At 70.1% G+C, this 12742-nt stretch carries 9 protein-coding genes and 1 riboswitch; of the genes, 6 read left to right on the top strand and 3 right to left on the bottom strand.

The window, feature by feature from the left end; translation table 11 throughout:
• Positions 1-299: 299 nt before the first annotated feature.
• A complete protein-coding gene (locus ABD858_RS21605; protein ID WP_003953983.1) occupies positions 300-557 on the top strand; it encodes a WhiB family transcriptional regulator in 258 nt (85 codons plus the stop codon).
• A gap of 184 nt (positions 558-741) precedes the next feature.
• Here ABD858_RS21605 and ABD858_RS21600 read toward each other — a convergent pair whose 3' ends face one another.
• A complete protein-coding gene (locus ABD858_RS21600; protein WP_345044762.1) occupies positions 742-2208 on the bottom strand; it encodes a sensor histidine kinase in 1467 nt (488 codons plus the stop codon).
• Positions 2209-3494: 1286 nt separating this feature from the next.
• Here ABD858_RS21600 and nagB point away from each other — a divergent pair.
• Positions 3495-4280: a glucosamine-6-phosphate deaminase gene (gene nagB / locus ABD858_RS21595; protein WP_345040103.1), complete on the top strand. Its 786-nt coding sequence runs from the start codon at positions 3495-3497 to the stop codon at positions 4278-4280.
• Between the two features lie 227 nt (positions 4281-4507).
• Here nagB and ABD858_RS21590 read toward each other — a convergent pair whose 3' ends face one another.
• Complete coding sequence (locus tag ABD858_RS21590) at positions 4508-5974, bottom strand: glycoside hydrolase family 3 protein (protein WP_345040101.1); 1467 nt, start codon at positions 5972-5974, stop codon at positions 4508-4510.
• Between the two features lie 927 nt (positions 5975-6901).
• Between ABD858_RS21590 and ABD858_RS21585 the strand changes: the two genes are divergently transcribed.
• The 3 genes from ABD858_RS21585 to mctP all read left to right on the top strand — a co-directional run bounded on the left by ABD858_RS21585 (position 6902) and on the right by mctP (position 9669).
• Positions 6902-7666 (top strand): GntR family transcriptional regulator, encoded by a 765-nt coding sequence (locus ABD858_RS21585; protein ID WP_345040099.1) that lies wholly within the window; start codon positions 6902-6904, stop codon positions 7664-7666.
• A 111-nt stretch (positions 7667-7777) separates the two neighbouring features.
• Positions 7778-8044, top strand: coding sequence for a DUF3311 domain-containing protein (locus ABD858_RS21580; protein ID WP_345040096.1), 267 nt, complete (start codon positions 7778-7780; stop codon positions 8042-8044).
• Positions 8041-9669, top strand: coding sequence for a monocarboxylate uptake permease MctP (gene mctP / locus ABD858_RS21575; protein WP_345040094.1), 1629 nt, complete (start codon positions 8041-8043; stop codon positions 9667-9669). The genes ABD858_RS21580 and mctP overlap by 4 nt, the downstream gene beginning before the upstream one ends.
• 63 nt (positions 9670-9732) lie before the next feature.
• On the opposite strand, the gene ABD858_RS21570 is transcribed toward mctP, so the two are convergent.
• The gene (locus tag ABD858_RS21570) at positions 9733-9906 is read right to left on the bottom strand and encodes a hypothetical protein (RefSeq protein WP_345040092.1); all 174 of its coding nucleotides are present in this window, start codon (positions 9904-9906) and stop codon (positions 9733-9735) included.
• A 121-nt stretch (positions 9907-10027) separates the two neighbouring features.
• Positions 10028-10151: riboswitch (cobalamin riboswitch) on the top strand.
• A gap of 142 nt (positions 10152-10293) precedes the next feature.
• On the opposite strand from ABD858_RS21570, the gene ABD858_RS21565 reads away from it, so the two are divergent.
• Positions 10294-12714, top strand: a complete 2421-nt coding sequence (locus tag ABD858_RS21565) for a ribonucleoside-diphosphate reductase subunit alpha (protein ID WP_345040090.1) — start codon at positions 10294-10296, stop codon at positions 12712-12714.
• Positions 12715-12742: the final 28 nt, after the last annotated feature.

Here is a 12742-nt window from a genome sequence, read left to right as displayed (position 1 = left end):
CTCCTTTCACTCGAACGTTTAGGCGGCGGTCCACCCCCTAGAAGTACGGCTGTGACCTACCCGACACCGAAGAATCAAAAAAAACTTTCCGGAAGGGGTTGTGTCCGCCGCCGAGGTTTGCGAATCTCTACATGGCGATCGGAGCGGCCCGCAAGATGGCCTCCTGAGAGCCCGAAACCCCCCTCAATCCACAGGACCACACCAGGCGACTGGGCGTCGGCCCTTCCCTTGCGGGGGGATTCGTGAAAGCGTTCACATTCACAAGCACCCTGCACGTAACACCAAGAGAGGTAGCAGCCATGGACTGGCGTCACAACGCCGTTTGCCGCGAGGAAGACCCCGAGCTGTTCTTCCCCATCGGCAACACCGGTCCTGCGCTGCTGCAGATCGAGGAAGCCAAGGCCGTCTGCCGCCGCTGCCCCGTGATGGAGCAGTGCCTGCAGTGGGCGCTCGAGTCCGGCCAGGACTCCGGCGTCTGGGGTGGCCTCAGCGAGGACGAGCGCCGCGCCATGAAGCGCCGCGCCGCTCGCAACCGGGCGCGCAACGCCAGCGCCTGACGCCCCCGAGCCTGAGCCCGGCGGCGCGTACACCGCGTACGTAATACCCGCCCCCGAGCCGCAGCGCGCAGCAGTACCCCACAGCATTCGAGCCCCGGGCCGTGCATCACGGTCCGGGGCTCGCTGCTGTTCCCGCGCTGTCGTTCTGTTGCCCCTACTGTGTGCCGGAGCCGCGGCTCCGCCGCTATTTCGCCGCGCTCACCGGGATGTCGAGCACCACCCGGGTGCCTCGCTCCGGGGCCGGCACCATGTCGAAGGCTCCCCCGAGCTCACCCTCGACCAGCGCCCTCACGATCTGCAGGCCAAGGTTGCCCGTGCTCTGCGGATCGAAGCCCTCCGGAAGTCCGCGGCCGTCATCCTGCACAGTGATCAGCAGCCGGGTATCGGACCGCGAACCGCCCCGCACCGCCGAGACGTCCACCGTGCCCTGCTCCCCCGGCGCGAAGGCGTGCTCCAGGGCGTTCTGCAGCACCTCGGTGAGCACCATCGACAGGGGCGTCGCCACCTCCGCGTCGAGGATGCCGAAGCGGCCGCTGCGCCGGCAGGTGACCTTGCCGGGCGCGATCTCGGCGACCATCGCCAGCACCCGGTCGGCGATCTCGTCGAACTCCACCCGCTCGTCCAGATTCTGGGAGAGCGTCTCATGGACGATCGCGATCGAACCGACGCGGCGCACAGCTTCGTTGAGTGCCTCCCGGGCCGGCGCGGAGTCCATCCGGCGGGCCTGGAGGCGCAGCAGCGCCGCGACCGTCTGGAGATTGTTCTTCACCCGGTGGTGAATCTCCCGGATGGTCGCATCCTTGGTGATCAACTCCCGCTCCCGGCGGCGCAGTTCGGTGACATCCCGGAGAAGCACCAGCGAACCGATGCGGGTGCCCTTCGGCTTGAGCGGAATCGCGCGCAGCTGGATCACCCCGCCGCTGCCCTCGACCTCGAACTCACGCGGGGCGTAACCGCTGGCCATCGTGACCAGCGCCTCGTCGACCGGCCCGCGGGACGGCGCGAGTTCCGCGGTGATCTGCCCGAGGTGCTGTCCGACGAGATCGGAGGCGAGACCGAGCCGGTGGTAGGCCGAGAGGGCGTTCGGCGAGGCGTACTGGACCGTACCCTCCGCGTCGAGCCGGATCAGCCCGTCGCCAACGCGCGGCGAAGCATCCATGTCGACCTGCTGACCGGGAAACGGAAACGCCCCGACCGCGATCATCTGGGCCAGGTCGGAGGCACTCTGCAGGTACGTCAGCTCCAGCCGGGAGGGTGTGCGGACGGTCAGCAGATTCGTGTTGCGGGCGATGACACCGAGTACGCGGCCTTCGCGGCGCACAGGGATGGACTCGACCCGGACCGGCACCTCCTCGCGCCACTCGGGATCGCCCTCGCGCACTATCCGCCCCTCGTCGAGCGCCGCGTCGAGCAGCGGCCGACGGCCGCGCGGCACGAGGTGGCCGACCATGTCGTTCTGGTAGGAGGTGGGGCCGGTGTTCGGCCGCATCTGGGCGACGGAGACATAGCGCGAGCCGTCGAGCGTGGGGATCCAGAGGACGAGGTCCGCGAAGGACAGGTCGGAGAGCAGCTGCCACTCCGAAACCAGCAGATGGAGCCACTCCAGGTCGGTTTCGCTGAGAGCGGTGTGCTGGCGTACGAGGTCGTTCATGGAGGGCACGTGTGCGAGCGTACCTTTTGACCGATGCTTGACGGCGGGGCGGAATACCAGAGAGTCTTTGCCGGGCATCCCATGGACACGACCGATTGGTCCAGCCCACAATGCATGTGTAAAGCCACCGCCCTCCCCCGCACAGAGGGCGGGAAGAGGTGCCCGGCGCTCTCTGCCCTGACTGCGCCGGGACCTCGCACGGCCGCAGGACCGCACACCTGCAGGCCGGATGCTCCGGGCTGCGGTGCCGGGCGGGCCGAGGGTCCCGCCACGGCGCCGCGGCCCGCGGGTGGCTCGCGCTGCGGTGCGCTGCACGATGCGGTGCGCTGCGTTGCGCGATGCGGTGTTGCCGGTCTCCGTCTCGGTTGACCGGCGTTTCCGTCCTCGAACTCCCCCAGCTACCGCTGGGAGGTGCCCCCAGGAAGCGCTGGTGGAGCTGCCGCCGGGTGCCGGGTGCGATTCCTGCCGCGCGTACCGGGGGCTGCTGCCGGGTGCCGGGCGCCGCTCCTGGCGCCGGGTGCCGGGTGCGACTCCTGCCGGGCGTACCGGGGGCTGCTGCCGGTTGCCGGGTGCCGCTCCTGGCGCCGGGTGCACCGGGGGCTGCCGCCGGGTGCCGGGTGCCGCTCCGGGGCTACTGTCCGGGCCGGGCATGATTTACGCCGCGCGGACTCGGAGTCCGTAAGGCCGACCGGCACGTTCGCGCGTCACACATCACGTTTTACGGCCCGGCCAGCACCCCCTGCGCGACCCCCTTCGACTGCCGGCTGCGGGCACAACCGGACCACCGGCCCGCACCCCAACAAGCCCGTCCTGGGGCACCCCTGGGGGCACCCCCAGCGGTAGCTGGGGGAGGTAGGTGGGGGAGGTAGGTGGGGGAGATCGAGGACAGAGACCCCGGCCACGTGCACGGAGCGCAGCAGCCCCGGGTCCGGACAGCACCCCCTGCGCGCCCCCCTTCGGCTGATGCCCGGTTGTGGGCAGGCGTTCGTCCCCCGGTCGCTGGACGCGCGCGGCACGTCCAGGCGTGCATCGACAGGTCCGCGGACTCTGCTGCGCAATTCCCGGGTGGTTCCGACGCGCGGACCGCGACCTGCGGCTACGAGGTCGTCGGTGCTGCCCTCGTAGCCGGTCCCTGCTGCTCAGCCGAATTGAGCAGCAGAGTCTCCGCGATGTCCTGCCGAATCCGCTCCTCGGTGCTCGCGGAACGAGCCGGTTGACGCAGGGACGAGAGGGTGTCACTCTGCTAAATTGGTCTAGTCCACTCCCTCCAGAACGGCAGGCCCAGCGTGGAAGTTGTCATCGTCCCGGATGCCAGGGCAGGCGGCGAACTCATCGCGGAGGCCATGGCCTCCCTCGTGTGCCGCAAGCCCGGCGCCCTGCTCGGTGTGGCCACCGGCTCCACCCCGCTGCCCGTCTACGAGGCGCTGTCGGCAAAGGTCCGCTCCGGTGCCGTGGACATGTCGCGGGCGCGTATATACCAGCTCGACGAGTACGTCGGCCTGCCGGCCGGGCACCCCGAGTCCTACCGCTCGACCGTCCTGCGCGAGGTCGTGGAACCACTCGGCCTGACCGAGGACTCGTTCTTCGGCCCCGACGGCACCGCCGAGGACGTCCAGGCCGCCTGCGAGGCGTACGACCGTGCGCTGGCCGAGGCCGGCGGGGTGGACCTCCAGCTGCTCGGCATCGGCACCGACGGGCACATCGGCTTCAACGAACCCTGCTCGTCGCTCGCCTCCCGCACCCGGATCAAGACACTGACCGAGCAGACCCGCGTCGACAACGCGCGCTTCTTCGACAACGACATCGAACAGGTGCCGCACCACGTCATCACCCAGGGCATCGGAACCATCCTGGAGGCCCGCCACCTGGTGCTGCTGGCCACCGGCGAGGCCAAGGCCGATGCGGTGGCGCATTCCGTGGAGGGCCCGGTCTCGGCGTTCGTGCCGGCCTCGGCACTGCAGCTGCATCCGCACGCGACGGTCGTCGTCGACGAGGCGGCCGCGTCGAAGCTGAAGCTCGCGGAGTACTTCCGCGCCACATACGCGGCGAAGCCGGCCTGGCAGGGGCTGTAGGTCGCGCCTGCGGCGCGCCTTTCGGGCGCTGCCCTCGAACGCCGGACGGGCTGGATTTTCCAGCCCGTCCTGGGGGCATCTCTGGGGGCACCCTTCGGTGCCCCCAGGGGTAGCTGGGGGAGTTCGAGGACGGACACAGATCAACCAGCCGAGAAAGCTACGAGCACGTCCCGCGATGGGTCCGGGGCGAAGCCCGGGGCGGGGGCCATGTGGGCCCCGGCCCCGCCTCAGCAGCCTGCGATGACCTCCGCCGCCGCGCGGCCGCAGACCCTGGCCGCGCCGTGGGTGGCGATGTGCGGGGCGCCGGCCGGGGGCGCCTGGGGGACGCCCATCTCGACCACGGCCGTGTCCGGCCGGGCGGCGAGCAGCGCGTCCAGGGCAGCCGTCATCCAGGCGTGGCGGTGGGCGTCGCGCACGACGGCGACGATCCTGCGGTCCCCCGCGTCGGCGAGCACACGGGCCGCGGAGCCGTTCTCGCTGCCGTACGTGCCGGCCTCCGTCCCCGGCAGGAGCCGGGCCAGCTCCGCAGCGACGCCCCAGGGCGTCTCGTCGCCCACGGCGAAGTTCGCGACGGGGGTGAAGGCGGCGACGTAGGGGGCCCCGTCGAACGACTCGTACACGTTCGTCACGCGCAGCGCGCGGCGGGCCGCGGTCAGGCCGATGCCCTCCGCCGGGACGGACACAGCCGGGGTCGACCGGGTCCAGGCCGCCAGGGCGCGGACCCTGGCGGCCGCGTCGGCCAGGCGTTCCTCGGACAGTTCACCGGCCCGTACCGCCGCGATCAGGGCGTCGCGCAGCCGCAGCACGGTCTCCTCGTCGGCGAGTCCGCCGCCGACGCAGATCGCGTCGGCGCCCGCCGCGACGGCGAGGACACTGCCTCGTTCGATGCCGTAGGTCGCGGCGACCGCCTGCATTTCCATGCCGTCGGTGACGATGAGCCCGTCGTAGCCCAGCTCTTCGCGCAGCAGTCCGGTGAGGATGCGGCGGCTGAGCGTGGCGGGACGGGTGGGGTCGAGCGCGGGCAGCAGGATGTGGGCGCTCATCACGGCCCGGGTCCCGGCGGCGAAGGCGGCGCGAAACGGCACCAGTTCGCGGGCGTGCAGGGTATCGGTGTCCGCGTCGATGCGCGGCAGGGCGTGGTGCGAGTCGACGGCCGTGTCGCCGTGGCCGGGGAAGTGCTTGGTGCAGGCGGCGACTCCGGCGGCCTGAAGTCCCTCGACGTACGCGGCGGTGTGACGGGCCGCCAGGTGCGGGTCGGCACCGAAGGAGCGTACGCCGATAACGGGGTTGCCGGGGTCGGAGTTGACGTCGGCGGAGGGCGCCCAGTTGAGGTTGACGCCGCACTCGGCCAGGCGTCGGCCCAACTCCCGCGCAACGGCGCGGGTGAGGTCCGGGTCGTCGACGGCGCCAAGAGCAAGGTTGCCGGGGAAGGAGGAGCCTGTGCGCACTTCGAGGCGGGTGACATCGCCGCCCTCCTCGTCGATGGCGACGACGATGTCGTCACGCTCGGCGCGCAGCTGTGCGGTGAGTGCGGCGAGCTGCTCGGGGGAGGCGATGTTGCGGCCGAACAGGCCTACGGAGGCGAGGCCTTCACCGATGCGGCGCAGCAGCCAGCCGGGGGCACTGGTGCCCACAAAGCCGGGCTGGAGTACGGCGAGCGCATCACGAGTCAGAGTGTCAGTGCCCTGTGCCATCAAGAACTCCTTGGATGGATAACCGCGAGAATGAGGTCGCTCCTGCGAGTGCTCACACCCGGCGTGCGGAACGACTGCCCACAACCGGTGGCGTGTGAAGGGGGCCGTGCGAGGGGTGCCGTCCGGGCCGTAGAACGTGATGTGTGACGCGCGAACGTGCCGGTCGATCAATCTGTCCACGAGAACGCGCGGCATACGGGGGTCCGGGGGGTGTCCCCCGGAAAACACAGCATGCCCGGCCCGGACGGTATCCCCGGAACGGCCACCGGCAACCGACAGCAACCACCCAGCCCGTCCGGCGCCTGAGGACGGACACACGGGCCGACCTGGACGGAGGGCGTCACCCGGCCTGGACGTGGCGCGCGTCAGCGACTCGCAGCAACCACCCAGCCCGTCCGGCGCCTGAGGACGGACACACCGGCCGACCTGGACGGAGGGCGTCACCCGGCCTGGACGTGGCGCGCGTCAGCGACTCGCAGCAACCACCCAGCCCGTCCGGCGCCTGAGGACGGACACACGGGCCGACCCGGACGGAGACCGGCAACCACGGAGGGCGTCACCACTGCAGCCCGTCCGGCGCCTGAGGACGGACACACCGGCCAACCTGAATCGCCGCGATGATCTTGCGCTTCACGCCACCCTCCTCAGGGATGCCTGCCCACCCCCCGGCCCCCCGCGAGGACAAACCGCGTGCTGACGCGTACTCCCTGTAGGGCTGGAACTTGGTCTTTAATGGTTTAGACCAGTACGGGGAGCTTGACCTGGACCTTTAGGGGTGTCAAGGGTGCACAAGACGGCAGTCGCGTCCGTGATCGGACCGACACCTGGGACAGGGCAACGGCCCGTCAGGCGCCCGTGCCACCATGTGAGCCGCGACAGACGGAGGAGCCGGTGACGGCAGCAGCACAGGAGTCGGGAAGGCGGAGCATGACCACGGACGCGGGCACCACGGACAACGAGGCGGGACCGGGCACCCGCACAGCCCGTGTGCCCAAGTACTACCGCTTGAAAAGGCACTTGCTCGACATGACGGAGACCATGCCGCCCGGCACCCCGGTGCCGCCGGAGCGGACGCTCGCCGCCGAGTTCGACACCTCGCGCACCACCGTGCGCCAGGCGCTCCAGGAACTGGTCGTCGAGGGCCGCCTGGAGCGCATCCAGGGCAAGGGCACCTTTGTCGCCAAACCGAAGGTCTCCCAGGCCCTCCAGCTCACCTCGTACACCGAGGACATGAAGGCCCAGGGCCTGGAGCCGACCTCCCAGCTGCTCGACATCGGCTATGTGACCGCGGACGACACCCTGGCCGAACTGCTCGACATCTCCCCCGGGGGGAGGGTGCTGCGCATCGAACGGCTCCGGCTGGCCAGCGGCGAGCCGATGGCGATCGAGACCACCCATCTGTCCGCGAAGCGCTTCCCCGCACTGCGTCGCTCGCTGGTCAAGTACACCTCCCTCTACACGGCACTGGCCGAGGTGTACGACGTACATCTGGCAGAGGCCGAGGAGACCATCGAGACCTCGCTGGCCACCCCGCGCGAGGCCGGGCTGCTCGGTACGGACGTCGGCCTGCCGATGCTGATGCTCTCCCGGCACTCCCTCGACGCCGACGGCGCGCCGGTGGAGTGGGTGCGTTCCGTGTACCGCGGCGACCGCTACAAGTTCGTGGCGAGACTTCAGCGGCCCGCCGTCTGAGCGATGTCGACGAACCGGCATCCGAACGGGGGGTTCCGTAAGCGGAGGGCGCTGCCCTAGATTTCCGGCACACGTCACACCGGTGATCAGTGAGGGGACGGTAGCCGCGCCATGCCGGAAACGCCGGAAGAGAAAGCACCACCTCGGATCACGCCGGTGCGCGTGGTCGTAGCCCTCTGCCTCGTCGCGCCGTTCGTCGCGATGCTCTGGGTCGGCTCGTACGCCAAGGTCGAGCCGGCCGTCGCGGGCATCCCCTTCTTCTACTGGTACCAGATGATGTGGGTGGTGCTCTCGGCAGCACTGACGACGCTCGCCTACAAGCTGTGGCGTCGCGATGAAGCCGCCCGCGCCTCCCGTCGGGGAGGTGCGTCGCGGTGAAGGACGGTGTGAACGGCGTCGCCCTTGGTGTCTTCGTCTTCTTCTTCCTCGCCGTCACGGTCATGGGCTTCCTGGCCGCACGCTGGCGCAAGCCCGAGAACGAGCACAGCCTCGACGAATGGGGCCTCGGCGGCCGCTCCTTCGGCACCTGGATCACCTGGTTCCTGCTCGGCGGCGACCTCTACACCGCGTACACCTTCGTCGCCGTCCCGGCGGCGATCTACGCGGCGGGCGCGGCCGGCTTCTTCGCGGTGCCGTACACGATCCTGGTCTACCCGCTGATCTTCACCTTCCTGCCGCGCCTGTGGTCGGTCTCGCACAGGCACGGGTACGTCACCACCTCGGACTTCGTCCGTGGCCGCTTCGGCTCCAAGGGCCTGTCGCTGGCCGTCGCGATCACCGGAATCCTCGCCACCATGCCGTACATCGCGCTCCAGCTCGTCGGCATCCAGGCGGTGCTGGACGTCATGGGCGTCGGTGGCGGCGAGAACACGAACTGGTTCGTCAAGGACCTGCCGCTGCTCATCGCCTTCGGCGTACTGGCCGCGTACACGTACTCGTCGGGGCTGCGGGCACCCGCGCTGATCGCCTTCGTCAAGGACACGCTGATCTACATCGTCATCGCGGTGGCGATCATCTACATCCCGATCAAGCTCGGCGGCTTCGACGACGTCTTCGCCAAGGCGCATGAGGCCTTCGCCCAGACCAACCCGGCGACCGGCAAGCCCCGCGGCACCCTCGCGCCCGGAGAGGCCGGCCAGTGGGCGTACGCCACGCTCGCGCTCGGCTCGGCGCTGGCGCTCTTCATGTACCCGCACTCGATCACGGCGACGCTGTCCTCGCGCAGCCGCGACGTGATCCGGCGCAACACCACGATCCTGCCGCTGTACTCCCTGATGCTGGGCCTGCTCGCCCTGCTCGGCTTCATGGCCGTCGCGGCCGGTGTGAAGGTGCAGAACGGCCAGCTGGCGATCCCCCAGCTCTTCGAGAACATGTTCCCCGACTGGTTCGCGGGTGTGGCCTTCGCCGCCATCGGCATCGGCGCGCTGGTGCCCGCGGCCATCATGTCCATCGCCGCGGCCAACCTGTTCACACGGAACATCTACAAGGACTTCCTGAAGCCGGACGCCACTCCGGAACAGGAGACCAAGGTCTCCAAGCTCGTCTCGCTGCTGGTGAAGGTGGGCGCGCTGGTCTTCGTCCTCACGATGGACAAGACGGTGGCCATCAACTTCCAACTGCTGGGCGGCATCTGGATCCTGCAGACCTTCCCGTCCCTGGTCGGCGGCCTCTTCACCCGCTGGTTCCACCGCTGGGCCCTCCTCGCCGGCTGGGCGGTCGGCATGATCTACGGCACCTGGACCGCGTACGGAGTCGCGAGCCCCACGCAGAAGCACTTCGGCGGCTCCGCCGACGTCATCCCCGGCATCGGCGAGATCGGCTACATCGGTCTCACGGCCTTCGGACTGAACGTGGCAGTGGTCGTGGTCCTCACACTGATCCTGCGGGCGACGAAGGCGCCGGAGGGCGTGGACGAGACGTCGCCGTCGGACTACACCGCAGACGCGGGCGGGCCGGGCGTGGCGACGGAGCTCCCGAAGGCGGGAGTCCCTGCAGGCCGCTGAACCGGCTGACCACGCGATGGGCCGCCGGGTTCCCTCACGGGAACCCGGCGGCCCGTCGGCCGTTCAGCGCACCCAGTCCTTCAGGGGCTCGGTCTGGAGGGTGATGCCGACGGGGTCGGGGAGCGTGACCTCCTTGCCGAATTCCAGTCGCAGCCCCTCCGTCTCGCGGGCTGCTATGCGCGCCAGGTGCTCGAACTCTTCGGTCGTCATGTGGGGACGCTCAGTCATGACGGTCATGCCTCGCTCGCCTTCCTCGACGGTGCTGTCTCCGACGATAGCGGAGAGGTACGACGTGCGAACTCCCCGTCGCTGGCGACACAACATCTAGGGGGTCACTCAGAGGGACGCCCCCACATGTATGCTCATGCTCGCTGTCGCCGCAGGGGAATCCGGTGCGAATCCGGAACTGTCCCGCAACGGTGTACCTGGTGCGCTTTCGCCCGCCCGTGAGTCCGACGACCTGCCGACAGCGCGTCCGGTCCCACCGTTCCGGACGCCGAGACGTCCGGGCCTCGCGGTTGGGCCGGTGGACGCCGTGCGGAGTGCTGCCTTCTTCCTGGCTGCCGTATGCCCGCGCGCGCCCACACTCCTGCCGCCGGGCCCCCCGAGCGAGGAGAGCCCCACGTGACCATCGCGCCCGCCGACCCGGCAACGGCGACGGAGAACGACGGCCCCGGGACCGCGCTGCTGCGCACCCTGACCGACCTCACCTCCGACCTGCCCGACACCGACCCCGGGCGGGTCGCCGCCGCCGCGCTGCGCGGCCGGCACGCGGGCTCGGACACGGCCGAACTCCGCGGGCTCGCCACCGAGGCCGCCGCGGGGCTGATCTCCGAGGACCCGGCGTACTCCAAGCTCGCCGCCCGGCTGCTGACCATCACCATCGCCGAGGAGGCCGCCTCGCAGGGGGTGCGCTCCTTCTCCGAGTCGGTCGGGGTCGGCCACCGTGAGGGCCTGATCGCGGACCGTACGGCCGAGTTCGTACGCATCCACGCGGACCGGCTCGACGCGATCATCGACCCGGCCGCCGACGACCGCTTCGGCTACTTCGGGCTGCGCACCCTCTACAGCCGCTACCTCCTCCGCCACCCGATCACCCGCCAGGTCATCGAGACCCCGCAGCACTTCATGCTGCGCGTCGCCTCCGGCCTCGCCGAGGACACTGCGTCCGATTCAAGGACGGGCGTCCGCTCGCTGGACGAGGTCGCCGCGCTGTACGGCCTGATGAGCCGCCTCGAATACCTTCCCTCCTCGCCGACGCTCTTCAACTCCGGCACCCGGCACCCGCAGATGTCCTCCTGCTATCTGCTGGACTCCCCGCTCGACGAGCTCGACTCGATCTACGACCGCTACCACCAGGTCGCCCGGCTCTCCAAGCACGCCGGCGGCATCGGGCTGTCCTACTCCCGCATCCGCTCGCGCGGTTCGCTGATCCGCGGCACCAACGGCCACTCCAACGGCATCGTGCCGTTCCTGAAGACCCTCGACGCCTCCGTCGCCGCGGTCAACCAGGGCGGCCGCCGCAAGGGCGCCGCCGCCGTCTACCTGGAGACCTGGCACTCCGACATCGAGGAATTCCTCGAGCTGCGCGACAACACCGGCGAGGACGCCCGCCGCACCCACAACCTCAACCTCGCTCACTGGATCCCCGACGAGTTCATGCGCCGCGTCGAGGCGGACACCGAGTGGTCGCTGTTCTCCCCCGCCGACGTCCCCGAGCTGGTCGACCTGTGGGGCGACGAGTTCGACGCCGCGTACCGCAAGGCCGAGGAGGCGGGCCTGGCCCGCAAGACCATCCCGGCCCGCGACCTGTACGGCCGCATGATGCGCACCCTCGCGCAGACCGGCAACGGCTGGATGACCTTCAAGGACGCTTCCAACCGGACCGCCAACCAGACCGCCGAGCCCGGCCACGTCGTCCACTCCTCGAACCTGTGCACCGAGATCCTCGAGGTGACGAACGACGGCGAGACCGCGGTCTGCAACCTGGGCTCGGTCAACCTCGGCGCGTTCGTCCTGCCGACGGGCGAGATGGACTGGGAGCGCCTCGACGCCACCGTTCGTACCGCCGTGACCTTCCTCGACCGCGTCGTCGACATCAACTTCTACCCGACCGAGCAGGCCGGCCGCTCCAACGCCGAGTGGCGCCCCGTGGGCCTCGGCGCGATGGGCCTCCAGGACGTCTTCTTCAAGATGCGCCTGCCCTTCGACTCGGCCGAGGCCAAGGCCCTGTCCACGAGGATCGCCGAGCGGATCATGCTGGCCGCGTACGAGGCCTCCGCGGACCTCGCCGAACGCCCCCAAGCGCCTTCGACAGGCTCCGGTGCAGGGGGGACCCCCATCGGCCCGCTCCCGGCATGGGACAAGACCCGCACCGCGCGCGGTGTCCTGCACCCCGACCACTACGACGTCGAGCTCAACTGGCCCGAGCGCTGGGAGGCCCTGCGCGCCCGTATCGCCTCCGTCGGCATGCGCAACTCGCTGCTCCTCGCCATCGCCCCGACCGCGACCATCGCGTCCATCGCCGGTGTGTACGAGTGCATCGAGCCGCAGGTCTCCAACCTCTTCAAGCGCGAGACGCTGTCGGGCGAGTTCCTCCAGGTCAACTCCTACCTGGTGGAGGAGCTGAAGCAGCTCGGCGTCTGGGACGCCCAGACCCGCGAGGCCCTGCGCGACTCCAACGGCTCGGTCGCCGGCTTCAAGTGGGTCCCGGCCGATGTGCGCGCCCTGTACCGCACGGCCTGGGAGATCCCGCAGCGCGGCCTGATCGACATGGCGGCGGCCCGTACGCCGTTCCTCGACCAGAGCCAGTCGCTGAACCTGTTCCTGGAGACGCCCACCATCGGCAAGCTCAGCTCGATGTACGCGTACGCCTGGAAGCAGGGTCTGAAGACGACGTACTACCTGCGCTCCCGCCCGGCCACCCGAATCGCCCGCGCGGCCGGCGCGCCCGCCGCCACCATCCCCGTGCAGCAGGCCACCCCCGACGCGGACGCGATCGCCTGCTCCCTTGAGAACCCCGAGTCCTGCGAGGCCTGCCAGTGAGCACCCCCCGTAACCAGAATCTGCTCGA

It is taken from the genome of Streptomyces sannanensis, assembly GCF_039536205.1.
GTDB lineage: Bacteria > Actinomycetota > Actinomycetes > Streptomycetales > Streptomycetaceae > Streptomyces > Streptomyces sannanensis.
Note: the sequence above shows the minus strand (reverse complement) of the source record. Positions and strands in the feature narration are given on the sequence as shown.

What these genes read in the sequence shown, in the direction of transcription:
- ABD858_RS21605 (WP_003953983.1), top strand. Translation starts at nt 300, where the DNA reads ATGGACTGGCGTCACAACGCCGTTTGCCGCGAGGAAGACCCCGAGCTG.
- ABD858_RS21600 (WP_345044762.1), bottom strand. Translation starts at nt 2,208, where the DNA reads ATGAACGACCTCGTACGCCAGCACACCGCTCTCAGCGAAACCGACCTG.
- ABD858_RS21590 (WP_345040101.1), bottom strand. Translation starts at nt 5,974, where the DNA reads ATGGCACAGGGCACTGACACTCTGACTCGTGATGCGCTCGCCGTACTC.
- ABD858_RS21585 (WP_345040099.1), top strand. Translation starts at nt 6,902, where the DNA reads ATGACCACGGACGCGGGCACCACGGACAACGAGGCGGGACCGGGCACC.
- ABD858_RS21580 (WP_345040096.1), top strand. Translation starts at nt 7,778, where the DNA reads ATGCCGGAAACGCCGGAAGAGAAAGCACCACCTCGGATCACGCCGGTG.
- ABD858_RS21570 (WP_345040092.1), bottom strand. Translation starts at nt 9,906, where the DNA reads ATGACCGTCATGACTGAGCGTCCCCACATGACGACCGAAGAGTTCGAG.